The sequence below is a fragment of the Gracilimonas mengyeensis genome, assembly GCF_900182705.1.
GTDB lineage: Bacteria > Bacteroidota > Rhodothermia > Balneolales > Balneolaceae > Gracilimonas > Gracilimonas mengyeensis.
The window spans coordinates 56687-80709 of record NZ_FXTP01000010.1 but is presented as its reverse complement, the minus strand read 5'-3'; the positions used below and the strand labels follow the sequence as shown (position 1 = coordinate 80709).

At 45.6% G+C, this 24023-nt stretch carries 21 protein-coding genes; 19 read left to right on the top strand and 2 right to left on the bottom strand.

The features are described from left to right. Positions 1-93 precede the first annotated feature (93 nt). From corA to FN815_RS12000, 6 genes are all read left to right on the top strand, one after another. Positions 94-1194: a magnesium/cobalt transporter CorA gene (corA, locus tag FN815_RS12025; protein ID WP_142454886.1), complete on the top strand. Its 1101-nt coding sequence runs from the start codon at positions 94-96 to the stop codon at positions 1192-1194. A gap of 2 nt (positions 1195-1196) precedes the next feature. Continuing rightward, positions 1197-1760 (top strand): DinB family protein, encoded by a 564-nt coding sequence (locus FN815_RS12020; RefSeq protein ID WP_185957281.1) that lies wholly within the window; start codon positions 1197-1199, stop codon positions 1758-1760. Between the two features lie 589 nt (positions 1761-2349). Further along, positions 2350-2784, top strand: coding sequence for a LexA family protein (locus FN815_RS12015; protein ID WP_142454884.1), 435 nt, complete (start codon positions 2350-2352; stop codon positions 2782-2784). 12 nt (positions 2785-2796) lie between these two features. Further along, complete coding sequence (locus FN815_RS12010; protein ID WP_142454883.1) at positions 2797-4128, top strand: Y-family DNA polymerase; 1332 nt, start codon at positions 2797-2799, stop codon at positions 4126-4128. Between the two features lie 167 nt (positions 4129-4295). Next, positions 4296-4787 carry a GNAT family N-acetyltransferase gene (locus tag FN815_RS12005; protein ID WP_142454882.1) on the top strand — a complete coding sequence of 164 codons (492 nt, stop codon included), beginning with the start codon at positions 4296-4298 and terminating at the stop codon, positions 4785-4787. 120 nt (positions 4788-4907) lie between these two features. After that, a complete protein-coding gene (locus tag FN815_RS12000) occupies positions 4908-6236 on the top strand; it encodes a TlpA family protein disulfide reductase (protein ID WP_142454881.1) in 1329 nt (442 codons plus the stop codon). Positions 6237-6294: 58 nt separating this feature from the next. Here the strand turns inward: FN815_RS12000 and FN815_RS11995 are convergent, their stop codons facing one another. Together FN815_RS11995 and FN815_RS11990 are read right to left on the bottom strand one after the other, a co-directional pair. After that, positions 6295-7041: a hypothetical protein gene (locus tag FN815_RS11995; RefSeq protein WP_142454880.1), complete on the bottom strand. Its 747-nt coding sequence runs from the start codon at positions 7039-7041 to the stop codon at positions 6295-6297. A gap of 42 nt (positions 7042-7083) precedes the next feature. Then, positions 7084-7854: a lytic murein transglycosylase gene (locus tag FN815_RS11990; protein ID WP_246075267.1), complete on the bottom strand. Its 771-nt coding sequence runs from the start codon at positions 7852-7854 to the stop codon at positions 7084-7086. Positions 7855-8315: 461 nt separating this feature from the next. Here FN815_RS11990 and mraZ point away from each other — a divergent pair, with 461 nt between their 5' ends. The 13 genes from mraZ to ftsZ all read left to right on the top strand — a co-directional run bounded on the left by mraZ (position 8316) and on the right by ftsZ (position 23907). Further along, on the top strand, positions 8316-8783 hold the full coding sequence (gene mraZ / locus FN815_RS11985) for a division/cell wall cluster transcriptional repressor MraZ (protein WP_142454879.1): 468 nt from the start codon (positions 8316-8318) through the stop codon (positions 8781-8783). Continuing rightward, on the top strand, positions 8773-9711 hold the full coding sequence (rsmH, locus tag FN815_RS11980; RefSeq protein ID WP_425461077.1) for a 16S rRNA (cytosine(1402)-N(4))-methyltransferase RsmH: 939 nt from the start codon (positions 8773-8775) through the stop codon (positions 9709-9711). The genes mraZ and rsmH overlap by 11 nt, the downstream gene beginning before the upstream one ends. Continuing rightward, a complete protein-coding gene (locus FN815_RS11975; protein ID WP_142454877.1) occupies positions 9708-10118 on the top strand; it encodes an FtsL-like putative cell division protein in 411 nt (136 codons plus the stop codon). Before rsmH ends, FN815_RS11975 begins: the two co-directional genes overlap by 4 nt. A gap of 4 nt (positions 10119-10122) precedes the next feature. Beyond that, the gene (locus FN815_RS11970; protein WP_142454876.1) at positions 10123-12279 is read left to right on the top strand and encodes a penicillin-binding protein; all 2157 of its coding nucleotides are present in this window, start codon (positions 10123-10125) and stop codon (positions 12277-12279) included. Between the two features lie 11 nt (positions 12280-12290). Continuing rightward, the gene (locus FN815_RS11965) at positions 12291-13745 is read left to right on the top strand and encodes a UDP-N-acetylmuramoyl-L-alanyl-D-glutamate--2,6-diaminopimelate ligase (RefSeq protein ID WP_142454875.1); all 1455 of its coding nucleotides are present in this window, start codon (positions 12291-12293) and stop codon (positions 13743-13745) included. Between the two features lie 3 nt (positions 13746-13748). Then, entirely contained in the window at positions 13749-14885 is a 1137-nt protein-coding gene (gene mraY, locus FN815_RS11960) for a phospho-N-acetylmuramoyl-pentapeptide-transferase (RefSeq protein ID WP_142454874.1), read from the top strand. Continuing rightward, complete coding sequence (murD, locus tag FN815_RS11955) at positions 14882-16237, top strand: UDP-N-acetylmuramoyl-L-alanine--D-glutamate ligase (RefSeq protein WP_142454873.1); 1356 nt, start codon at positions 14882-14884, stop codon at positions 16235-16237. The genes mraY and murD overlap by 4 nt, the downstream gene beginning before the upstream one ends. A gap of 251 nt (positions 16238-16488) precedes the next feature. Continuing rightward, positions 16489-17679 (top strand): FtsW/RodA/SpoVE family cell cycle protein, encoded by a 1191-nt coding sequence (locus tag FN815_RS11950; protein WP_142454872.1) that lies wholly within the window; start codon positions 16489-16491, stop codon positions 17677-17679. Then, positions 17672-18784 carry an undecaprenyldiphospho-muramoylpentapeptide beta-N-acetylglucosaminyltransferase gene (gene murG / locus FN815_RS11945; protein WP_142454871.1) on the top strand — a complete coding sequence of 371 codons (1113 nt, stop codon included), beginning with the start codon at positions 17672-17674 and terminating at the stop codon, positions 18782-18784. The genes FN815_RS11950 and murG overlap by 8 nt, the downstream gene beginning before the upstream one ends. Before the next feature lie 53 nt (positions 18785-18837). After that, positions 18838-20214, top strand: coding sequence for a UDP-N-acetylmuramate--L-alanine ligase (murC, locus tag FN815_RS11940; RefSeq protein ID WP_221930316.1), 1377 nt, complete (start codon positions 18838-18840; stop codon positions 20212-20214). Then, positions 20211-20939: a cell division protein FtsQ/DivIB gene (locus tag FN815_RS11935; protein ID WP_142454869.1), complete on the top strand. Its 729-nt coding sequence runs from the start codon at positions 20211-20213 to the stop codon at positions 20937-20939. Before murC ends, FN815_RS11935 begins: the two co-directional genes overlap by 4 nt. Positions 20940-21166: 227 nt before the next feature. Further along, positions 21167-22426 carry a cell division protein FtsA gene (gene ftsA, locus FN815_RS11930; protein WP_142454868.1) on the top strand — a complete coding sequence of 420 codons (1260 nt, stop codon included), beginning with the start codon at positions 21167-21169 and terminating at the stop codon, positions 22424-22426. A gap of 149 nt (positions 22427-22575) precedes the next feature. Continuing rightward, the gene (gene ftsZ, locus FN815_RS11925; RefSeq protein WP_142454867.1) at positions 22576-23907 is read left to right on the top strand and encodes a cell division protein FtsZ; all 1332 of its coding nucleotides are present in this window, start codon (positions 22576-22578) and stop codon (positions 23905-23907) included. Positions 23908-24023 lie beyond the last annotated feature (116 nt).

Genomic DNA, 24023 nt, shown 5'->3' with positions numbered 1-24023 from the left:
AAACCCCGTAAATCCCGCATCTTGATCGATGCGGGATTTTTTTATTTGCCCTCCTCCCATTTCTGCGTTACTCTTGGGAAAAACAAACAGATTATGGTTAGAAAAATCACAAAACGCCTGCCGGTCCCTTCTTTCCTGAAACAGCGAAAGACGACCAAAAAACCGGGACAAGCCCCCGGCACCCTGCATTTTACCGGAGAACAACGGCTCGATCATGTTCTCATGAACCTGTATGATTACGATGCAGAGCAGCTTAGTGAGCACGATCTTTCCAAAATTGAGGACAGTAAACCTTATCTCGATTCTCCCTCAAAAACATGGATTAATGTGTGCGGATTACATGACATTGAAAAACTGAAGGAGATTTGGCAATACTTTGAGCTCCATCCGCTTATACAGGAAGATATCTTAAACACCAATCAGCGCTCTAAAATTGAAGAATATCCCGATCACATGTTTTTTGTGTTGCGGATGATGAGTTTTTCCGAAGATACTGGGGTGCTAAATGTTGAACAGGTTAGCATTGTATTATCTTCCAATTCAGTGCTTTCTTTTCAGGAAGATGATTTTCCAATTTATGAACCGGTTTTACACCGCCTGCGAAGCGGAGCACCCAGATTACGGAATCATGGACCAGATTACCTGGCCTATGCCCTCATCGATACCATCGTAGATCATTATTTTAAAGTACTCGAAAAGCTGGGAGATGAGATTGAAGATCTGGAAAATGAGATTCTGCAGGAATCAGATGAAGATATCCCCCAAAAAATCCATGCATTACGTCGAAAACTTATCTTTTTCAGGCGTTCCGTATGGCCTATGCGGGACAGCCTGAATTCCCTGCTCCGGGAGGAATCTCCTTTGATTGATGAGGAGAATAAAGTTTTTTTCCGGGATGTGTACGATCACTTGGTGCAAATCATTGACGGTGTTGAGAACTACCGCGATATGGCCCTTGGCATGCTGGATATGCATATGAGTCAGGTAAGCAACAAGATGAATGAGGTGATGAAAGTACTCACCATCATTGCCACTATTTTCATCCCGCTTACTTTTATTGCCGGTATCTACGGGATGAACTTTGAATACATGCCTGAACTATCCGTACCCTGGGCATACCCGGCCGTATGGGGAATCATGATAGTAGCAGCTGTGGTGATGTTGTTCTATTTCCGCAAGAAAAAATGGTTGTAGCCATGCAATATACCTATCAATATTTTTCTGATGCTTTAGAAGATGCCAAAAAACAAGCCCAAACCTTAGTTTCAGATTTAGATAAAGAGACCTTTCTCCGCCGTCCGGCAGAAGACAAATGGTGTATTGGTGAAATATTGAGCCACTTGGTACAGGCTGGCAATCAGTATTATGGGCAAATAAACGCTCGCCTTTCTGAACCTGACGCTTCTCTAATAAAAGGAAAACCGCCTTTTGAGCCCGGTTTTGTGTTTAGGTGGTTTATCCGGCAGGTTAGTCCTCAAAATAAACGTCCTCTCCCCACTGTACCCTCTTTTGAACCTGTAGATCAACCAGATCTGGATAAAGAGGTGGTACTTCAGGATTTTCTGGAATTACAGGATAAATTGCTGGCAAGTCTAAAGTCAGCAGAGCTACAGGCACTGGATTTGGATCGCATCAAAACGAAGAATCCTGTGGTTAAGTTTGTGCCCATGTCACTAACCTCCTGTTTTGGCATTACCGAAGCCCACCAGCGCCGGCACTTTGAACAAATACGGAATTTGCGGGAAGCGTATGAAGGCTGACTGAATCGGAGCTTTGGATGCAAGGGAATAGAACGCGGATGACGCTGATTTTAGCGGATAATCACGACAGGAAACTCAAACTCTCACAGTCACCATGCGTTCCGCTGGAACGCTACCCCGTTGTGCACCATCAAATTTCTACCCACCAATCGTTCCTACGGAGCGCCTTTTGAAGACGGTTTAAATAGCCTTTTTTTCTACCCACCGGACCTTCATTTCGGAAAGCAGCTCAATCTTTAGTTGAGCTACAAATTATAAATCAATTTTATACGGAATACCATTTCCCACGTCGTTCCAGCGGAACGCCTCGTGGGTAGAAAAGAATATGTGATATGTGCCATGTTCCATAGGAACATTTGGTGATGGGTACACAAGGACAATGCCTTTCCATCCCCGATATCTATCCTCAACCCTGCATTGTTGTCTCGTTAAAAAGCATCGGTTCCTATAACTTTTTCTACATCTATCCCCCTGATTTCTTAACCTCAATTTCGCTAAATAATTCTGCCCATCTTCTCAGAATTTTGGTTTACAATCTCCATTTATACATATATTTTACACATGTATTTTTTATGTGTAAGGAGGCTTTATGGAGGGACTAACAATTTATCAAGGCGGCTCAAGCAAGGAGCCTAAAAACCAGGTTTCGCTGTCACAGAAAGCGGAAACAGGCTTTGTTTCACCTGCAGCCGACCACCTGCAGAAACCGCTGGATTTGGAGGAACTGATCGTTAAGCGCCCAGCTGCTACTTTTTATGTACGCGCGGAAGGCGATGCCATGAAGCCTTCAGGTATCCATGACGGCGATATCCTGGTCGTTGACCGCTCGGTTCAAGCCCGGGACGGGCAAATTGTCATTGCTGCCATTAATGAGGATCCCACCATACGACGTCTGGTGAAACGCGGCTCTCGTCTTTTTCTCATTTCCGACGATCCAAAATTTGAGCCCATAACTATCCGAAGCGATACCAACTGGATGATTTGGGGCGTAGTAACCCACGTGATACACAGGTATAAACCCTAAGGCTAATGCACCATGAATCTTCCCCAATCTTTTGAAAGCCGACGCAGCATCGCATATGCCATGATTGACTGCAACAACTTCTACGCTTCTTGCGAGCGGGTATTCAATCCTGCGCTGGAAGGTAAACCGATCGTCATTTTGTCCAACAATGACGGCTGTGTGATTGCCCGTTCGGAAGAGGCTAAAGCACTTGAAATCCCCATGGGGGCTCCTGCTTTTAAATATCAGAACTACTTCAGGCAGAATCATGTGGTAATGCGTTCATCCAACTATCCTTTGTATGGGGATATGTCGCGCCGGGTAATGGATACCCTCCGAGACCTGACACACGATATTGAAGTGTACAGCATTGATGAGGCATTCGCAGAGCTTTCAACCAACACCTACCAAAACCTGGATGAATATGGCCGCATCATTAAGGAAACCATTTACAAATGGACCGGTCTCCCTGTTTCTGTAGGGATAGCCCCCAGCAAAACCCTGGCCAAAATTGCCAATGAAACGGCCAAGCGTAATGCTGAATTCAGAGGAGTGCTAAATTTATGTGATCATCCCGGCACCAATCACATCTTAAAAAAAATGCCTCTGAAAAAAATATGGGGAATTGGTCATGGGCTAACCGTTCGCTTAAACCGCCATCATATTGAAACCGCTCTGGACCTGAAACAAACCATCAATAATAAAAGATGGGTACGCAAGCACCTGAATGTGACCGGACTGCGAACTGTATTGGAGCTCAATGGTTTGCCCTGTATGAAAATCAGCGAGGCCCTGGAATCACGCAAAGGCATTTTAACCTCCCGCATGTTTGGGAAACCTCTTTTTGAGCTGGAACCTATTGAAGAAGCCGTAGCTACTTACATCAGCCGTGGAGCTGAAAAACTGCGAGCCCAGGGATCCGTTGCCTCTAACCTGCAAGTGACATTGATCGGCGACAAGTTTAAGAACCCGAAATCGAAATATAAGTACAGTGCTTATACCTCCTTTAAGGTGCCCACGGCTCACACCCCTACCTTGATTGAATCTGGCAAACGGATCACTCGCTCTCTTCATCTGCCAGATACCAAATACAAAAAGGCTGCTATTATGCTCACCGGTTTAGTTCCCCACAGCGAAGTACAAATGGACTTGTTTGACCCGGAGCTATATACTCAAAAACAGTTTCGCTTAATGGAATGCATGGACCAAATCAATACCCGCCATGGACGGAATACGGCGGCTTTTGCAGCTACTGGTCTTCATAAAAAGGAAGGACAACACAACAAATGGACTATGAAGCAGAATTACCTAAGTAAACAATACACTACCCGTTGGGAAGATATCATGACCGCTAAAGCCAAATAGAATAATACCTTTAATGGTTTTAAAAGGCGTTATCATTCTAGTATAAAATTTAAATTTTGAAGGCAATGTTACCTCATTAAAAAGATTTATTAGGATTAGCCTTTAAACTTTATCCCTACACCTAATCTTTTTAACTTTTAGTCCTAATTTTAATAAAATCAAAAAAAGTGATTGCAGAAGCCGACGTTCAAACCGACGTCAAAATTATAAAAGCAGACTTAAACAATACTAAACATGCTTCAGATATAGTCAAGATTGTAGACTTATTTGCCCGTGATCCCATGGGACAAGACCAACCACTGGACGAAGAAGTCCGCGTGGATATGATTGCCGAAATGAAAAAAATCCCAACCACCATGACCTATATCGCTTACCTTGGAGAGAAAGCGATGGGTATTGTTACCTGTTTTATAGGCTTCTCCACTTTTACCGCCAGCAAGGTATTTAAAATTCACGATGTAGCTGTTAAGCCAGAAGCTCGCGGCTACGGAGTAGGTACCAAGCTATTGGAAACGGTAAAGCAGGAAGCCAAAGATATGGGCTGTTCCAAAATTACCCTGGAAGTTCGGGAAGACAACCCGGCCCGCAACCTCTACGAAAAAGTGGGTTTTGAATATGGCGACCCAAAATGGTACTTCATGACCAAGGACCTTGCCTAAATAGCTGGTTACATATAAGATATTACAAAGCCCCTTCTTTTCAGACGGGGCTTTTTTTATGGCTTTTTATTATTCCCTGTCTTATTCTGAACGCAAGTACAAACATATCATTCTTACTTTATGAAATATCTTATAACTGTATTTGGGGTACTGTTATTCAGTTTTTCGGTAGTTGCACAGAATAACAGTAATAACTCTTTCCAGCTTGAACTTCCTCTTATCAAAAATACTGGGCAGGTACCACCGATTTTAGCTATTAGTATGGGTGGTGGTTACACTTTTGAACCGAAATATCCCGGCGAACCGGATAAGCTTCCAAAAAGCCTGAAAGAGGGAAAAGTCATCCACGGTATTATTGACTATTACCAATACATACAACAGGGCTTTACAAAAGGCTTTATTGATTCAGCAACCTGGCAACGGGCTATGGTAATGATCGATGAACAAACTGTTACCGATGAGTGGGTGGATGTGATTGTTACGGTAGCTGTTGGAGAAGATGAGAACGGCAATCCTACAGTTTATACAGAAGATGAAGATGGGAGTTTTGGTACCAAAAACCCGGTGTATTTCAAGCCAACGGTAGTGGTATTTCAAGATAATAACTTTGAAGTTATGGAAGCCAAAATCACAGCCCGCTTCAATTACTTTGATGGGGAAAAAATAGTAACCCACGAAGGCTTGGCCAGCTTAATGTATTTAAGAGACACTCCACCATCCGAAAGCCTTCAGTTATATTTTAACGAACTCCGGATTGGAACTTGGGAGGTTCACGGGCAGAGGTTCGATATAGCTCTCAGCAAAGAAAGCGCACCGCCCTACCGTAAAGAACCGTTCACTTATTTATATATCGATTTGGATGAAAATGGAATATTTGATGTAATGCCAGATGGAATGGAATCCTATGCAGTAACCGAGCCCTTTCACATCGCGGGTGAAAGCTGGGAAATCTCTGAAATTGCCATGGATGGAAGTTCGGTTACCATAGTCCCCTCAGCGGAAGAAGTAGATCCCAAAGTGGCTCTTCGGCCTGGAACAGAAGCACCTGATTTTACCGCAGAAACATTATCGGGATCTGAATTATCACTAAAAGATTTGCAGGAAAAATATGTACTGCTCGACTTTTGGGGAACCTGGTGCGGGCCTTGTATTGAAGCCCTTCCTACCATCAAAGAAGCGTATGAAAAATACGGGGGAGAACATTTTGAAATTGTGGGTATCGCCTATGAATCGAATCTTGAAAATTTTGGAGAATTCATAGCTGAGGAAAATATCAACTGGCCACAAATCCCGGAAATTTTTGACACGAATAATCCCATACAGGAAATGTACAGCGTGGATGGTTATCCCACCTATTACCTGCTTTCCCCGGACGGTGTAATTGTGGAATATGGGGTAGCTCTTTCTCACGAAAATTTAATGGGGACGCTGGCTAAATACTTGGAATAATGTGGTTTGGATAAGGCTTTAACTCATTTCAGCCGAAAGCATATGCAGAGATTGTAAATCAGTTTAACGGTTTCGCATTTTCCAACAAATCCTGAAGACACAAGCTCCCAAGGCCAAAAGTTGTATCAGATTTATATCTTTCAAAAGAAGCTTCTGTAATTGTTGGCCACATGACACAAGTACTGTCTGAACAATGTCCCCGGGCGTTACGGAAAGCATGTGGTTCTTGCATGGGTGAACCAATATCTACCAAACCTAATTTGTGTCCAAACTCATGTACTGTCACGTAAGATATCAGCTCATCCGCAGTGTAAGCACTCACTGTATCTGCTATTGTTGTTAAAAACTCTGGAAAAACTGCCATGGAAGTATTGTAAAAGGTTGAACCTCCAATAGAGGAAGCGGCAACCTTCCCATTCATATATAAAACATAAGTTGCAAGAGTTTTTCCCTCAGTAAACATATCCCGATGCCTGTTTTCGGCAATAGCCATTTCATTTCTTCCGTAAAAATCAGTAAGCGAGTCGATTTCATCATCCAGTATAATTTCTATGCCTTTAGGTTTGGCCAGAGCATATTCAAGAAAAGACTGCATCACTTCGATGTTGGCAGCCGATGGTTTGTTCCCGGTTACATAATCTATTTCCACTATAAGCCGATCAAACTCATCGGCCCTTAGGTAGTGCCCCGCTGAAGTACCTGGAGGATTGGTGGAAGAATAAGGATCAGATTTTGAATTACTGCTACACCCGATTAAAGTAATTACCCCGAATAACATTACAATAACTATAACTCTCTTTTCCATCTCTCAAATATTACATTCGAATTTTAATGAAGATAACCTATGTCAGTCTTGGTCCACCTGCCTTGCCTCTTCTGCTAAAGCAAGTACAGCCTGAGTATATAAACTGCTGGGATTGTACCGATAGATCGCTTTTTCGGTACTGCCTGTAATCTCTTTAAAATGGGCCAGGTAATTGGCCACTGAGGCGATATTGTTCTTCATATTATATAATTCACTGCCTACAAACCAACGGTTTAGTGAATATGGAATGAACTGCGCATACGACATGGCCCCCGCATAACTTGATTCCAGCGAAAGCACATCCAGATTATGTTCATTGGTAAAAATCAGGAGTTCTTCCAGCTGCGCTTTGGCAAAATCACTACGGTAGCCTTCGGCATACATAGAAACATAGGCATTAAACGGATTGTAGCTTCCTTTATATTTTCCAAATTCGGATTCAATACCAATGATGCCGGCAATCACGTATCGTGAAATGTCATATTCTTTTTCAGCAGCGATAAGCTCATCCCCGTATTCTTTCATAAAATCGGCTACAATCGTTTTCTTTCGATCAAAACCCACCGCTTTTTGATATTGCTCAAAGCCTTCAATTTTTACTTCTGCCGACCGCGTGAACTTCTCGGTAATGCCTTCAATCAACTTAAACCGATTGTCCTGCAACATCTGATTGATTGCATAGCCTTTGCCTTCAAAGTAATTGGCAAGCTCAGAAATATTCTGTTGCAACTGCACCGAGTCGGCCGGTGATGCATAGGCTGTAGTTGTTGCGACTGCACACAGAAGAATAATCAGTGCTCTAAATTTTCTCATCTCTTTCATTTTATTATCTATTACCGTAGCTGATATCTTTATTTAGTTGACCTTTTCAGTATAATAAAAATCGACCAAAAAGCATTTCAAATAACCCTTTTTTACGTTCGCTTTTTCCTATCTCCCACATTCTCCCCCAAAACCCTACCACTTTCTCCCACTTTCTTCACGATATCTGTTTTCCAGGAATATTCGACTTCTAAACCAAAAGTAACTTTAAAATTCTCGCTTGTTAATAGCCTTAACACAGTGTGTAGCGTGATATTTACCCTAAAATGGGCCTCTGATGCAAGACTAAGGCTTCTTCAATATCATTTCCCTTTCATTAGATTTTAAGATTTACCGGAAAGTTCTTGACACATAGTGGTACTTTGGGGTACATTGTGGGGTGAAGTGGGAGATAGTGGGGACTTCTTCTCTTCCTTCCATAATTAGCAATCTAAACCATCGCAGGGTTACCCGTGCCAAGCTTTAAAGGACAATACGAGCATAGTGTAGATGCCAAAGGGCGTGTGGCTTTCCCTGCAAAACTGCGAAAGTCCCTAAGTCCCTCCGCACAAGAACGCTTCACTATGGTGCGTGGACAAGAACCCTGCCTGTACCTTTACCCCGAAGATGAATGGGCAAAAGTTGAAGAGAAGTTATCCCGCATAAACAATTTCACAAAAAAAGGGCGGGTAGCCAAGAGAAATTTTTTACGCTATGCAGAAGATGTGTCCCTGGATAAACAAAACCGCATCGCGCTGCCTAATGATTTAACATCATACGCCAAAATAGATGGCAAAGCCGTATTCCTGGGAATGGGAGACTATATAGAAGTATGGGACCCCTCCATACTCGAGAAAATAGATGAGAGTTTAGACGATGAAGCTTACGAAGAGATTTTTGAACAAGTAATGGGAGATGAACCGGAAGACGATGGTGCATAATATGACGACCTATCACCCACATATCCCGGTATTATTGAACGAGTCGGTTGATGCCCTGATAACCGACACGGAAGGACTATATATAGACGGCACCCTTGGCGGTGGCGGACATTCCAAAGAAATTTTAAATAATCTTGGTGAAAACGGACGGCTATACGGCATCGACCAGGATGATGAGGCCCTTGAAGAGGCTTCATCCCGTATTGGCGATGACCCCCGTTTCACAACCATAAAAGGCAATTTTGGCTACTTGGCTACGCTAATTCCTCCCCAGGAACACGGTCAGGTAGCCGGAATCCTTTTGGATTTAGGCGTATCAACCCATCAAATTAAAGAAGCGGAACGAGGTTTTAGTTTTCAGGAAGACGGCCCGCTGGATATGCGCATGGGCAAGTTTTCCGGTATTTCAGCGTACCAGGTGGTAAATGAGTATTCCTACGAAAAACTTCGGGATATCATTTTCCACTACGGCGAAGAAAAACAAAGCCGTCCGATTGCACGAGCTATTATTGAGAACCGTCCCCTTGAAACCACCGGGGAATTGAGAAAAGTTGTTTCCTCGGTAGTAAATAACCGCTACGAGGTAAAGTCACTCGCTCGCGTGTTCCAGGGGATCCGTATTGAAGTAAACCGGGAGCTGGATATGCTGAAGAGCGTACTGCAAGAGTCGCTTGAAGTGCTAAAACCCGGAGGTCGCATTGTGGCAATATCATACCACTCTCTGGAAGACCGCTTGGTTAAACGATTTTTTAAAGCTGGTAATTTTGAAGGCAAGATAGAAAAAGACTTTTACGGTAACCCCTTGTCCCCCATTGAGCCTGTTAACAAGCAGGTGATCACCCCATCTGAAAAAGAGGTTTCCGATAACCCTGCGGCACGAAGTGCCAAACTTCGGATTGCTGAAAAAACAGAAGGAGGCGGCGAATGATTGTTAAATCCCCACTAAAGAAACATGATATTCGACCTAATCTCCGTAAAGTTCCCAAGCCGGATGCCCAAACTTCACCGGGTTCATCCCAAAAGAAAAAAAGAAAAGCGGGAAGAGAGAGTTCCAAGATAGGAATCCCAAAAGTAAAGCCCTGGAAAGTAATTGTAGGCAGTCTCATTATTAGTGCTTTGGGCCTGATGTACTTAACCCATGTATTCTCCACGCAACAATCGCTGCGTGAGGTTCAACAATTACAGGCGGAATATAACCGTGCAAGAGCCCAATACGATGAACTGAAACTGGAATATGACCGTATGGTTGGACCAGCCGAAATTTACCGCAAAGCCGAAGCACAAGGTTTCGTGAATGGCGGGCCGGCCGAACAAGTCATAATCATAGAGAGATAAGCCGATGGAGGACAGAAAAGCCATATTGAGCCGGATGTTTATCGTTTTTGGGTTGATATTGCTCATCCCATGTGCCCTTGGTTTCCAGTTGATACGCATCAACTATTTTGAGGGTGAAGCGCTTAGAGGCCTTTGGAGCCAACAAGCCATTGAGCAAATTCCCATTCCCTCCCAACGAGGTAACATCTACGATGCCAATGGTACGCTGCTGGCTACCAACTCGGTAAGCTATAAGCTGGCCTTTGATCCAAAGGTGAAAGGTGTTACCGGTGAAACCATCGCTCAATTAACCCAAAAGCTGGGAACCGTTACCGGACGGGGAGCTTCATATTACCGGGGTAAAATCAATGCAGCCCCCTCCCGCTCGCGATATATAGTACTGGCCAATAATTTATCGGTTATTGCCAAAGACCAGATTAAAGCACTGGATTTAAAAGGTGTGATACTGGAAGAAAATTACATGCGAAAGTACACTTTCGGTTCGCTGGCCGCCCATGCCCTGGGTTTTGTCAATCATCAGCTTAATGGGCGTACGGGCCTGGAAGCTTATTACAATACAGAACTTCGGGGCGAAGACGGTGTACGACAAGTACGGCGTGATTCCCGTAATCGCATTTTTGAATACGTAGGCGCCCCCAGAAAACTCCCTCAGAACGGTTATTCGCTGCATACCACCATTGATGCCTACATCCAGGCCATCCTGGAAGATGAATTGGAAGCCGGAGCCAAAAAGCATATGGCTAACTATGCAACCGGCATCATCATGAATCCGCGCACCGGTGCTATAAAAGCCTTGGCTAATTACCCAACCTACGATCCTAATAACCCGGGAAGTATCGATGAGGAGAACCGCCGTAATTTTGCTGTTTCTGATATGATTGAACCCGGCTCTACCTTTAAACTGGTAACTGCTTTAGCCGCCGTTGAACAGGGAGTAGTAAGTTTTGATGAAGTATTTGAGACCCCGGACAATGGCGAAGTCGTAATTCATGATCTCGTTTTGAGAGACCATGATCCATTGGGCGACTTAACTTTTCAGGAGGTAATACAAAAGTCCTCAAACGTAGCCACCGCTGAGATCGCCATGCGCCTTGAGCCTGAAGTGTTTTATCAATACGTACGCAACCTGGGTTTTGGCACCGAAACCAATGTGGATATTGCCGGAGAAGTTAGCGGTACCCTGGCCAAACCATTTGACTGGAGCCTGGTGACCTTGCCCTGGATGTCGCACGGTTACGAAATGCAGGCCACGCCATTACAGATTACGCAGGCTTATGCCGCCTTTGCCAATAATGGAGCGCTGATGCGGCCTTACCTCGTTTCAAAAATTGAAGATGGCAACGGCGAAATTGTAAAGGTAAATGAACCCGAAGAAATCCGTCGTGTTGCCCGTAAATCAACCATTGAAAAGTTGCTGCCTGTATTTGAAAGCGTAGTAGCAGATTCTGGTACGGGTGAATATGCTCAGGTTGAAGGATTGCGCATCGCCGGTAAAACAGGAACGGCTAAGAAAGTAGTAAACGGACGCTACACCAATCGTTATCGTGGTTCTTTTGTGGGCTTCTTTCCGGTAGAAAATCCAAAGTATGTATGCTTCATTTTGCTGGATGAACCCAAAACCAGCGGATACGGGGGATATACCGCAGGCCCTATCTTCCGAAAGGTAGCATTGCGCATTGCCGGGCTAGACAGTGAAATTCAGCACAACATGCGCAGCCAAGAGGATACTGCTGATACTCTTTTTGCTAAAGCGCCTTTGCTCCGCGGTTTACCTAAAACCCAGGCAAAAACCCTTTTGAAAACTTTGAATGTTCCCTTTTCGGCTGAAGGACAGGGCCAATATGTAGTACAACAGATTCCCGAAGCTGGAACCCCATTACAACAAGGTGAAGAAATTAAGCTGCAACTGGCAGAAACTTATACCCCTGAAGACGGTGAAAGTATTAAAGAAGGCTACGCTAAAGTGCCCGAATTGAGAGGGCTGAATATGCGCCGGGCCAATACAATGCTCACCGATATGGGATTGAAAACAGAAATTATTGGCTCTGGAACTATTTACGCACAATATCCCCAGGCCGGGGCGCTGTTGCGGCAAGGATACACGGTAACCATTCGTGGAAAAGCCAAATCACTGGAATCATTAACCCTTGCAAACAACTGATTAAGCTATAAGTGAAAATTGATACACTCATAGAAATTTGTAATCCGCTTCACGTCACGAATAAAGTAGACGGTGAGTTAAGTATGTGCGCCATTGATTCACGTAAGGTGGATCAAAACGGGGTTTTTATAGCTATTCCCGGTACTGAAGTTGACGGACATATCTTTATAGAAGATGCCATCAACCGTGGAGCAAAGGTGATTATCTGTGAGGAATCCTATTACACCGATCAGGATGTATGCATTATTGAAGTAGAAGATTCCAGGAAACTGGCTGGTCCCGTTGCCCAGGCTTTCGCAGGTTATCCTGCACAAAAAATGAAATTGATTGGTGTAACCGGGACCAACGGCAAGACAACGACCGCCACCCTGGTTTATCAGGTACTCACCGCACTTGGCAAAAAGACCTCATTACTGGGAACGGTACATAAGAGAATTCTGGACAAGGTGATGGAAAGTAAACTTACCACTGCCGACCCGGTAGAACTTGCCTCAGATATGAAGCAAATGGCTGAGGCCGGCTCTGAGTACCTGGTGATGGAAGTTTCATCCCATGCGCTGCACCAATATCGCGTACATGGCCTCACTTTCGAAGTGGCCGCATTTACCAACCTGAGTCACGATCACCTTGATTACCATCACACCCTGGAAGAATATGCAGCGGCAAAAAAGATGCTATTTGATCATTTGCCTGCATCATCAACAGCGGTGGTAAATATGGACGATGATTTTGGCGCCACCATGCTCAAGAATTGTAAAGCCAAAGTACTTCCTCTCAGTTTTGATGAAGAACAGGCGTATGTGTTAGAAAATACAGCAGACGGGCTTTCCGTGATTATAGACGGAGAAAAAATTGTAAGCCAGCTGGTAGGCAAGTTTAATGCCTATAACCTGGGGCAGACGTTCTTGATTTGCAAAGCCCTGGGTCTTTCTGATGCAGAAATTGCCAACGCACTTAGTAAGGCCAAAGGCGCAGCTGGCCGTATGGAACCTGTCACTGCTGAAGGCGACCTGCCTTTGGTAATAGTGGATTATGCCCACACCCCCGATGCACTACAAAATGTACTCTCTACCCTTTCTGCGGTAAAAGATGCATCCCAAAAATTAACGGTGGTATTTGGCGCCGGTGGCGATCGTGATACTACCAAGCGGCCCGAAATGGCCAAGGTGGCAGAAGAATTTGCAGACAAAATTTTTGTAACCAGTGACAATCCACGTACAGAAAATCCCGACCTGATTATCGCGGATATTTTGAATGGATTTGAGAAGCTGGAAAAAGTAACCAGCATCACCGATCGCAAGGAAGCTATTGAACGTGCTATTGATGATGCATCTACAAACGAAATTATCCTCATTGCCGGTAAGGGCCATGAGGACTACCAAGAGGTAAACGGCCAGCGCCACCACTTCGATGACCGGGAAATTGCCCGTGAATGCTTAACTAAAAAAGCCGGGAGGAGCACCTGATCTATGTTGCATGATCTCTTCACCTGGCTTGACACGGCATACGACGTCCCGGGTACCGGAGCGGTGGCCTTTATTTCCACAAGAACCGCCCTGGCCGCTATAACCTCTTTGCTAATCAGCTTATTCATTGGACGAAAAATGATCCAGTGGCTAAGCAAGTTGCAGCTAAAAGAGGTGATTCGGGACGATATTGGTCTCGATCACCATTTGGCTAAAGGTTCCACCCCTACTATGGGCGGGGTCATCATTATTCTTTCTATAGTGATCCCCACAATACTTTGGGCCCGCATGGATAGTATTTACAGCTGGCTCATAGTATTTGTAACCCTCACGCTTGGGGCCGTGGGTTTTATTGATGATTACATCAAAGTGGTGAAGAAGGATAAAAGCGGGCTTGCGGGCTGGTTTAAAGTGGCCGGACAGGTTTCCGTTGGTTTGGTCGTTGGCGCCATGCTGTACTTCCACCCGGAATTTGAAAGCTTCAATTCGTTAACAACCGTACCCTTTTTGAAGAATGTGAATATTGATTACGCCTATTTCGGTGACACCATTGGCTGGATGATCTATCTCGGCGTGGCTGTTTTTGTGATTACCGCCGTAAGTAATGCCACCAATCTCACCGATGGCCTGGACGGACTTGCCGCGGGCACCTCGGCTATTTGCGGGATTGTATTTGCGATTTTTGCATACATCTCTGGCCGAGTCGATTTCTCCGGTTTCCTCGACATTATGTACCTGCCCGGTGCCAGCGAACTCACCATTTTCAGCGCCTCATTGATTGGCGCATGTATTGGCTTCTTATGGTATAACACCAACCCGGCCTCTGTTTTTATGGGAGATACCGGTTCATTGGCCCTTGGCGGCGCATTTGGTGCGCTTGGATTAATGCTGCACAAGGAATTATTACTCCCCTTTATTTGTGGCGTCTTCTTTTTTGAAACACTTTCGGTGATCATACAAACCAGCTGGTTTAAATGGACCCGAAGAAAATATGGTAAAGGCCGCAGAGTCTTCCTGATGACACCCATCCATCATCACTATGAAAAAAAGGGATGGCCCGAACAAAAAATTGTGGTACGCTTTTGGATTATCGCCGTGCTGCTTGGCATTCTCAGCTTGTTAACGCTTAAAATCAGATGACAGAAGTACAAGAAAAACATATCGTTGTGATTGGCGCTGCCCGTAGTGGCGTAGCCGCCGCACTCCTTCTGCAAAAGAAAGGGGCTGATGTTTTTGTGTCTGATTATAACGCCATCGGCGATGAAGCAAAGCAAAAAATGGAAGCCGCTGGTATTCCTTTTGAAGAAAACGGTCATACCGAAAAAGCCCGTAAGGGAGATTTTGCGGTAGTGAGCCCCGGTGTACCCACCGAAGCCCCAATTGTTCAATATTATCTAAATGAAAGCAAACGGGTGTACTCGGAGATTGAAGTGGCCAGCTGGTTTACTTCACAGGATATCATCGCGGTAACCGGAAGTAACGGCAAAACCACGGTCGCCAATTGGCTGCACCATGTATGGAATACAGCAAAACGAGATCATGCGCTGGCCGGAAACATTGGTATGGCATTTTCAGACGAGATTGAATCCAACAAAGGTGATTTTCTGCTGGAAGTAAGCAGCTTTCAGCTGGATCACATCAACGATTTTAAACCGGCGATAAGCCTGATATTGAATATTACGCCGGATCATCTAAACCGCTATCAGAATAGTTTGGAGGCTTATGCCGCTGCCAAATTCAGGATAACGGAAAATCAGACGGCGGATGAGCGGTTCATCTTTAATTATGACGACCCGATCATCCAGAAGCATGTTGAACAGCTAACGCTAAAACAGAATGCTCCACAGTTGTGGGGATTCTCTTATGAGAGGGAAGTACCCCAGGGAGCTTTTGTTCGCGACCAACATATCATCTTTAAATTCAACGACAAGGAAGAACCTCTTATGCCTGTAGAAGAATTAGGATTACGCGGACGCCACAACCTTAGCAACGGGTTAGCCACCGCCCTGGCCGCCAGAGCGGCTGAAATCAAAAACGAAGCCATTCGTGAAAGTCTGCGGTCTTTTACCGGCGTTGAACATCGCCTGGAACTGGCTCGCGAGGTTGAAGGCGTGAAATACATCAACGACAGCAAGGCCACAAATGTAAATGCCGTTTGGTTTGCCCTGGATAGTTTCAATGTGCCGGTAACGCTGATTTTGGGCGGCCGTGACAAAGGAAATGACTACAGCGAACTGGAAGCTCAAATCCGGGAAAAAGTTCACACCATCATCGCCATTGGTGAGTCAAAAGAACGTGTGGAAGAGCAACTCGGAAAGACGGCTCCCAATTTTGTAAAAGTAGAAACAATGGGTGGCGCCGTACGGGCCGCTCAAAGAGGAGCAAAACGTGGTGAAGTGGTTCTTTTAAGTCCTGCATGCGCCTCTTTTGACATGTTTGACAGTTACGAACACCGCGGTAAGATTTTCAAAGATGAAGTAGATAAGCTGTAAGTAACAAGCACCAAATTTTAATGACCAAAATTCTAACAAAAATATCACCAAAGCCTGTCATTGCGAGGAGTCTCCCAGGACAAATTAGGTATGGTATGTTTTTCGACGAAGCAATCTCCCTGAAACGACATCAAGGATTCTTGAGAGAGATTGCCGCGTCGGTAAATAATTTTGTCCGAATCAAGCTTAGCCGGCTCCTCGCAATGACAGATTTGGAATTTGGTACTTGTAATTTGGGATTTAACTAAATCATGATATACACCAGTCCACATAGCAATATTTCCAATGTCATGGGCTCCCAGGCCGAAGATATTGACAACCGTGCACAAGGCAGCGACCGCTATCTGTTGATGGCAGTTGTCATCCTTATGACGTTCGGGATCCTTGCGGTGTATTCTTCCATTGCATTTTTTGCTGAATCAAAAGCTACCACCGCTGGTCAGCTCATTATCGGGCACCTGGTTAAGCTTGGAATTGCCTTTTTCGTGATGCTGATTTTCTCAAAGATCAACTATCACACCATTGCCAAGTTTAGCCGTCTGGGCATGGTAGCCAGCCTGTTCCTGCTTTTGGCAGTACTGGCTTTTGGAACGGAACAATTTGGTGCTAAACGCTGGCTGAATGTGGCTGGTTTCAGTTTTCAACCATCTATGGTGGCCTCTGTTGCCCTGCTTGTACACATTTGCGTGCTATTGAGTGAGAAGCAGGAATACATCAAGGATTTCAAAAAATCATTTTTGCCCATCATGTTTTGGGTAGTCGTCACTTGCGCCCTTATCGGCCTCGAAGACTTTAGTAGTGCAGGAATTCTCATGGCTATCTGTCTTATTGTGATGTTTGTAGGCCGCATTAGCATGGTGCAGTTAGGCACTTTGGTGGCCATTGGTATTATTGGTGGAGCTGCTCTTATCGGACAATCCGGCAACCGGCAGGATCGTATCCAGCAATACATTACCCAGGTTAAAGACATCCCCAGCGAACACATTATCCAAGGCAGCGGCTACCAGGCCCAACAGGCCCACATTGCCATTGCCCGGGGTGAACTAATTGGCGTAGGCATTGGGAAAAGCTCCCAGCGAGATTTCCTCCCCGCTCCTTACAACGATTTCATTTTTGCCATCATAGCAGAAGAGTACGGACTGCTGGGTGCTGCCTCACTCATTTTCATTTTTACACTGATCTTAATACGCGGGGTGGTATTTATCGCCCGTAATGCAGAAGATCAGCTTGGAGCCCTGCTGGCTGTTGGGTGTACCCTCACTATTGTTTTCTATGGATTTGTAAATGCCGGTGTGGCCAGTGGCCTTCTTCCGGTAACGGGTCTGCCCATGCCTTTTGTAAGCTACGGCGGTACCAGCATGTTATTTACCGGGTTGATGGTGGGGATTCTCCTCAACATCTCGAAACATAACCGGGGCCGGAGGACCATGTACTATGGATAAACCAAGAATTTTATTGGCGGCCGGCGGCACTGGTGGACATGTTTACCCTGCCATCTCTATTGCAGATGCACTCAAAGAGCAAAATCCGGAAACAGAAATCCTGTTTGTAGGCACCCGCGACCACATGGAATGGCGGGCTGTTCCCAAAGCCGGATACGATATTGAAAGTATCTGGATCAGTGGATTCCACCGGCGTTTCACCTTAAAAAACCTGGTATTCCCTTTTAAGTTGGTTACCAGTTTAGCTCAAAGCCTCAAAATACTGGCCGACTTCAGGCCCCAAGTGGTAGTGTCTTGCGGTGGCTATGCAGCAGGTCCCATTGGATGGACCGCAGGCAAAAAAGGCATTCCCGTGGTTATACAAGAGCAAAACAGTTTCCCGGGAGTAACCAACCGCTTGTTGGCGAAGTTTGCCACAAAAATATTCACTGCATTTAAAGAAGCTGACCGCTACCTGCCAGCATCAAAAACGCAGGTTACCGGCAATCCCACCCGCGCCACCTTAACAGGCGTGGATAAATCGGTGGCTTTGTCAGCTTTTGGATTTGATGATGACAAGCCTGTATTACTGGTAATGGGCGGCAGTGGTGGCGCAAAAACCATCAATGAAGCCATGAAAGCCAACATGAAGCGTCTGCATGACGAAGCAGGCCTACAGATTATCTGGCAATGTGGCTCTCGTTACTACGATCAGCTTAAAAACGAATTTAATGCCCATGATTACAAGAACCTTAGGCTCACGGCTTTCCTCGATAATATGGCGGAAGCCTACGCGGCCGCTGATCTTGTAATGAGCCGTGCCGGAGCCAGTTCTTGCTCTGAATTAATGCTAACGGGCAAACCCAGTGTGCTGGTGCCCTCCCCCAATGTAGCGGGCGATCACCAAACACAAAATGCCAAAGCAATGGCCGACGCCGGAGCTTCTAAAATTCTCGATGATAGCACCATGAAAGAAACAATGTCCGATTTGGTTGAAGAGCTAATTTATAATCAGGAACACTTAAAGAGCATGAACCAGGCAGCACTGGAACTGGCAAAACCGGAAGCGGCCCAACTGATTGCCAAAGAAATTTTAGAAATCGCAACCTCCAAGTTAGACCAATAGTGGAAAAACGCATTGAGACCCAACCCGTATTTGGCCGCACACAACATATCCACATGGTGGGTATAGGTGGCATTGGTATGAGCGGGATGGCCGAAATCTTATTGCAGCGCGGATACACCATTACCGGCTCGGACGGCGCGGAAACCGAAACTACACGCCGGCTGCAAGAACTGGGTGCCACCGTACACAAAGGCCACAAAGCCGAATATATGGAGGGTGCCGATGTGGTCGTGTACACCAGTGCTGTAAAGGCCGATGAGAATGTAGAAACCAAAGCGGCTATGGAGCAGCGCATTCCGACTATAAAACGTGCGGAGATGCTTGCCGAGCTGATGAAAATGAAATTCGGTATCGGTGTGGCCGGCACCCATGGCAAAACGACTACAACCACTATGGTCGGTCAGGTTACCCAGGATGGTAATTACGACCCAACCATCATTGTGGGCGGTAAAGTACACAGTTTCGATAAAACCAATGCCGTGGTGGGCAAAGGCGATCTGATTGTGGTAGAAGCCGATGAGTTTGACCGCACTTTTTTACGACTGTCACCTTCTATTGCCATCATCACCAACATTGAAGCCGAACACCTTGACATCTATGACGACCTCGATGATGTAAAACAGGCCTTTGTAGATTATGCCAACAAGGTGCCTTTCTACGGAGCCGTGATTGTGTGCCTGGATGATCCCAATGTGAGAAGCATCCTGCCAAAATTAGAGAAACGAGTCCTTACGTACGGACTTACCCCGCAAGCCCAGTTGCGCGCCACGGACATCCGTTCTGATGCATTAACCAGCACCTTCTCGGTAATACATGAAGGCAATAAGTTAGGGGTGATAACTTTGAAAGCCCCCGGTGATCATAATGTGAAAAATGCACTGGCTGCCGTTGCCACCGGCATTGAATTGGGCATAGACTTTAAACTGATCAAAAAAGGACTGGAACGCTTTGAAGGAGTCTTTAGAAGATTTCAACTCAAATATGATAACGGCTGTACGGTGATTGACGATTACGCCCATCACCCCACAGAAGTACAGGCCACCTTGCAGGCAGCCCGAAAAGGCTGGCCCGACCGCAGAATTGTGGCTGTATTTCAGCCTCACCTCTATTCACGTACGCAAGATTTATATAAAGAATTTGGCCTCTCCTTTTTTGATGCCGAAGTGATGTTGGTAACCGACGTCTATCCCTCACGCGAAAAACCTATTGAAGGAGTAACAGGGAAACTGATAACCGATACGGCCGAGCAATACGGTCATAACAATGTGAAGTATATAAAAGATAAGACCCAAATTACTGATGCGCTGAAACAGACGGTCCATGAGGGTGATATCATCATCACCATGGGAGCCGGCGACATCTATCGTTTTGGAGAAGAATTTATTGAAGAACTGGAATCTGGCACGTTTAAACCACCGGTACTTGATTGAGTAAAGAGAACTCAAATAAAACCCTGATGCCCTGGATAACCGCCATTTTGATGGTGGTCGGTCTTGCTGTGCTTGCGGCTATGTACTGGAACAGAAATGTGACTGTCCAAGATTTGGAAGTGAACGAGCTGAGGTATACCACCTACGAAGAGGTTAAACAGGCAGCAGCCATCCCCCCGGAAGTAAAGCCAGACAGCCTGGATCTTTCAGGAGTATCAATGCGGGTTGAAAAACTGAACTATGTAAAATCAGTGGTGCCTTATGTGGAGCCAAATGGGACATTGCGATTGAGTATTAAAGAACGTATTCCCGTTGCCCTTTTGGTACATGGCAAAGACCGCGCTTATGTGGATGCAGAGGGTGTTCGCTTGCCGATACTAGACAAGCCATCTCCAGATGTACCCTTATTGTATGGATACCGAACCTCTGGCTCTGATACTCTCAATGGAGAATCCTTTAAGCAACTGAGTCAGTTTTTAGTTCAAGCTCAAGCAGATCCATTTAGTTGGACCACACTCAGCGAGCTTGCATACGATAAAATGGATGGCGTAGTGGCTTTAAGCCATGAGAACGGTGTAAAACTGATTTTTGGACACAACAATTTTGAACTGAAACTCGAGAACTGGAAAGCATTTTATCATCAGGTGATAAAGACAAAAGGCATTGATGCCATGCGCCAGGTTGATCTCAGATTTACAAACCAGGTGGTGACCCGTGAGATTTGATTTGGATTACATAGCGGCCTTGAAGTTTGATGCGCCCCTTGGGCACGAAGCAGGGATTTTCTTTGCAAATAACTTAGATGCTTTGGCTCCAACACCTCTCCAGGCTAAAGCCGTACTCTCCTCAAGGAGAGACTTCATTGCCAGATGGAAAGCAATCTTGGATACGGGATTTTTACTGACAGCATCAAAAAAATACTTTAGCAATCAACAAAACACAGCGGATCGACATGGAAGAACATGAAAACATAATGGTTGGTCTGGATATAGGGACCACAAAAATTTGCGCAATTGTAGCTTCAATTGATGAACAGGAACGCATTAATATTCTTGGCGTTGGTAAAGCCCAGAGTGACGGGCTGAACCGTGGCGTTGTAGTGAATATTGACAAAACCGTGAACGCCATCAAAGATGCTATCGCACAGGCTGAACTGGCCTCGGGCATCCAGGTTAATTCCGTAAATGTTGGAATTGCCGGAGACCACATCCGCAGCATGCGAAGTAAAGGTGTTATCACCATAAATAACCGTGATAACGAGATCACAGCAAAAGATGTGGAACGCCTGCTTGAAGATTGCCAGCGTATCATGCTTCCTACCGATCAACAGATCCTGCACGTGATTCCACAGGAATTTGTAGTGGATGGACAGGATGGCATCAGTGACCCCGTTGGAATGAGTGGCATGCGCATGGAAGCTGAAGTACACATCATCACCGGTCTGGTTTCTGCGGCTAAAAACATGTACCGCTGTGTAGAACGCGCCGGTTACCAGGTGGCTGATTTGATCCTGGAACCTCTCGCCTCTTCCTACGCTGTACTTGATGAAGAAGAAAAAGAAGCCGGTGTAGTGCTGGTGGATATCGGCGGTGGAACTACCGATATGGCCATCTTTCAGGATAACACCATCCGTCATACGGCGGTAGTAGCTATTGCCGGACAGAAGGTAACGGACGATATCCGCTTAGGCCTCAGCGTACTTGATGACCAGGCTGAAACCCTGAAACGTAAACATGGCGAAAGCTATGCCGATCTTATTGAAGAAGATGAAACCATTACGGTGCCCGGCATCGCAGGACGTCCCCCAAAAGAAATCACCAAAAGCATTTTAGCAAAAATTGTACAGGCCCGCATGGAAGAGATCCTTGAGATTGTGGGCATTGAAATTAAACGAAGCGGCTATGCCGACTCTCTGAGTGCGGGTGTAGTCATTACCGGCGGCGGATCATTGATAAAGAACATCTGTCCGCTGGCCAACGAAATTTTAGGACTCGATGCCAAAGTGGGAATTCCACTGGGCATCACAGGCGGTTTAAAGGAGGAAGTGAACAGTCCCATTTACGCTACCGGCGTAGGTTTGGTGATGCATGCACTTCGCTCAGGCACCGCCAATAACCAAACGATGATACCCTCATCTTCCCAAGGAACCAACGTGGAACAGGTGATGCAGAAAATCACGGACCGCATGAAGAGTTGGTTTAAAGAACTTTGAACTAAAAAAAAGCAATCAAAGACAACGTATCAGAACCGTTTGATGCATTTGGCAGGCTTTAAGCTTCCACATCAACGGATATAGATTTGATAAGCAATCATCTACAAATAAAAATAATCCAGTAAACAACACACAAAACAGGAGTTATCATGGCTAACAATTCACGTTTCTTTTTTGACGAACAGAGCCAGGAAAACGCTAAAATTAAAGTCATTGGCGTAGGCGGTGGCGGCGGTAATGCCGTAAATAATATGATTAATATGGGCCTCGACAGCGTAGAGTACATTGCGCTGAACACGGATGCACAGGCTCTCAAAAACAGCATGGCGGATATTAAGATCCAGGTAGGCTCGGCGCTTACCAATGGACTTGGAGCCGGTGCCCGACCCGAAATTGGTCGTGAGGCCGTGGAGGAAAACCGGCACGAAATTGAAGAGTCCATCGAAAATGCTGACATGATATTTGTGACGGCAGGCATGGGCGGTGGAACCGGAACCGGAGGGGCACCCGTAGTTGCCGGCATTGCCAAGCGTCGCGGCATATTGACCGTGGGTATCGTAACCACCCCTTTCATGGCGGAAGGTAAAATCCGCATGCGTTATGCGCAGGAAGGGATCAACGAGCTTAAGAAAAATTGCGATACTGTTATAGTAATTCCAAACGAGCGTCTGCTTGATATTGCCGATGAGAATACTTCTCTGATGGAAGCTTTCGCGATGGGTAACGAGGTGCTTTACAACGCAACCCGCGGTATCAGCGACTTAATCCTGATGCCTGGTCTTATCAACCTTGACTTTGCCGACGTACGCACAACCATGAGTGACGGAGGAGCTGCCATTATGGGTTCTTCTACCGCAGACGGACAGGACCGTGCCGAGAAAGCTGCACGTGCTGCCATCAACTCACCGTTATTAGATGGCGTCAGTATTCGCGGAGCCCGCAACGTATTGGTCAACATTTCGGCTGGTTCTAACCTGGGGATGCGCGAAACCACTACGGCTACCAACATTATTCATGAAGAGGCTGGTGAGAATGCTGAAATTATTCTCGGTACAGTGCTCGATGAGACCTTCGGCGATGAAATCCGTGTAACGGTTATTGCTACCGGTTTTGATCTGGCTGAAGAGAAAAAAGCTGCGAAAGAGGCTGGCAAAGAGAAGGAATCGCTTAACAAAGCGGCCGAAAATGCTCAGGCTAATATGCAGCAAAGTAAAAACGACTCTAAAGTCCCCAATAAATTTTCCCGAAATACCGGCGATTATTACAAAGGCGAAAACAACCTCAAGAAGCTGGATACCCCCTCTTATTTGCGCCGCGACTTAAATGTTCGCAAGCAGCAAGAGAACATTGAGGTTCCTGAAGAGGAAGATCATCAGGATAATGACGCCAAAGACAATATCGCTCCTTTCCAAAGCCGCACCGAACGCATTCGTAAAGATGACACGGACCAACCGGCTTTTCTTCGGAAGATTATGGACTAATCGTCAATCATTATATCGGTTTCCCGGACGAACCCATGGGATTGGTATCTCCGGGAAGCACTGAGTTTACTGGATTATAGCTTCACAAAAGCTATAGATTGCTAACAACAGAAGAA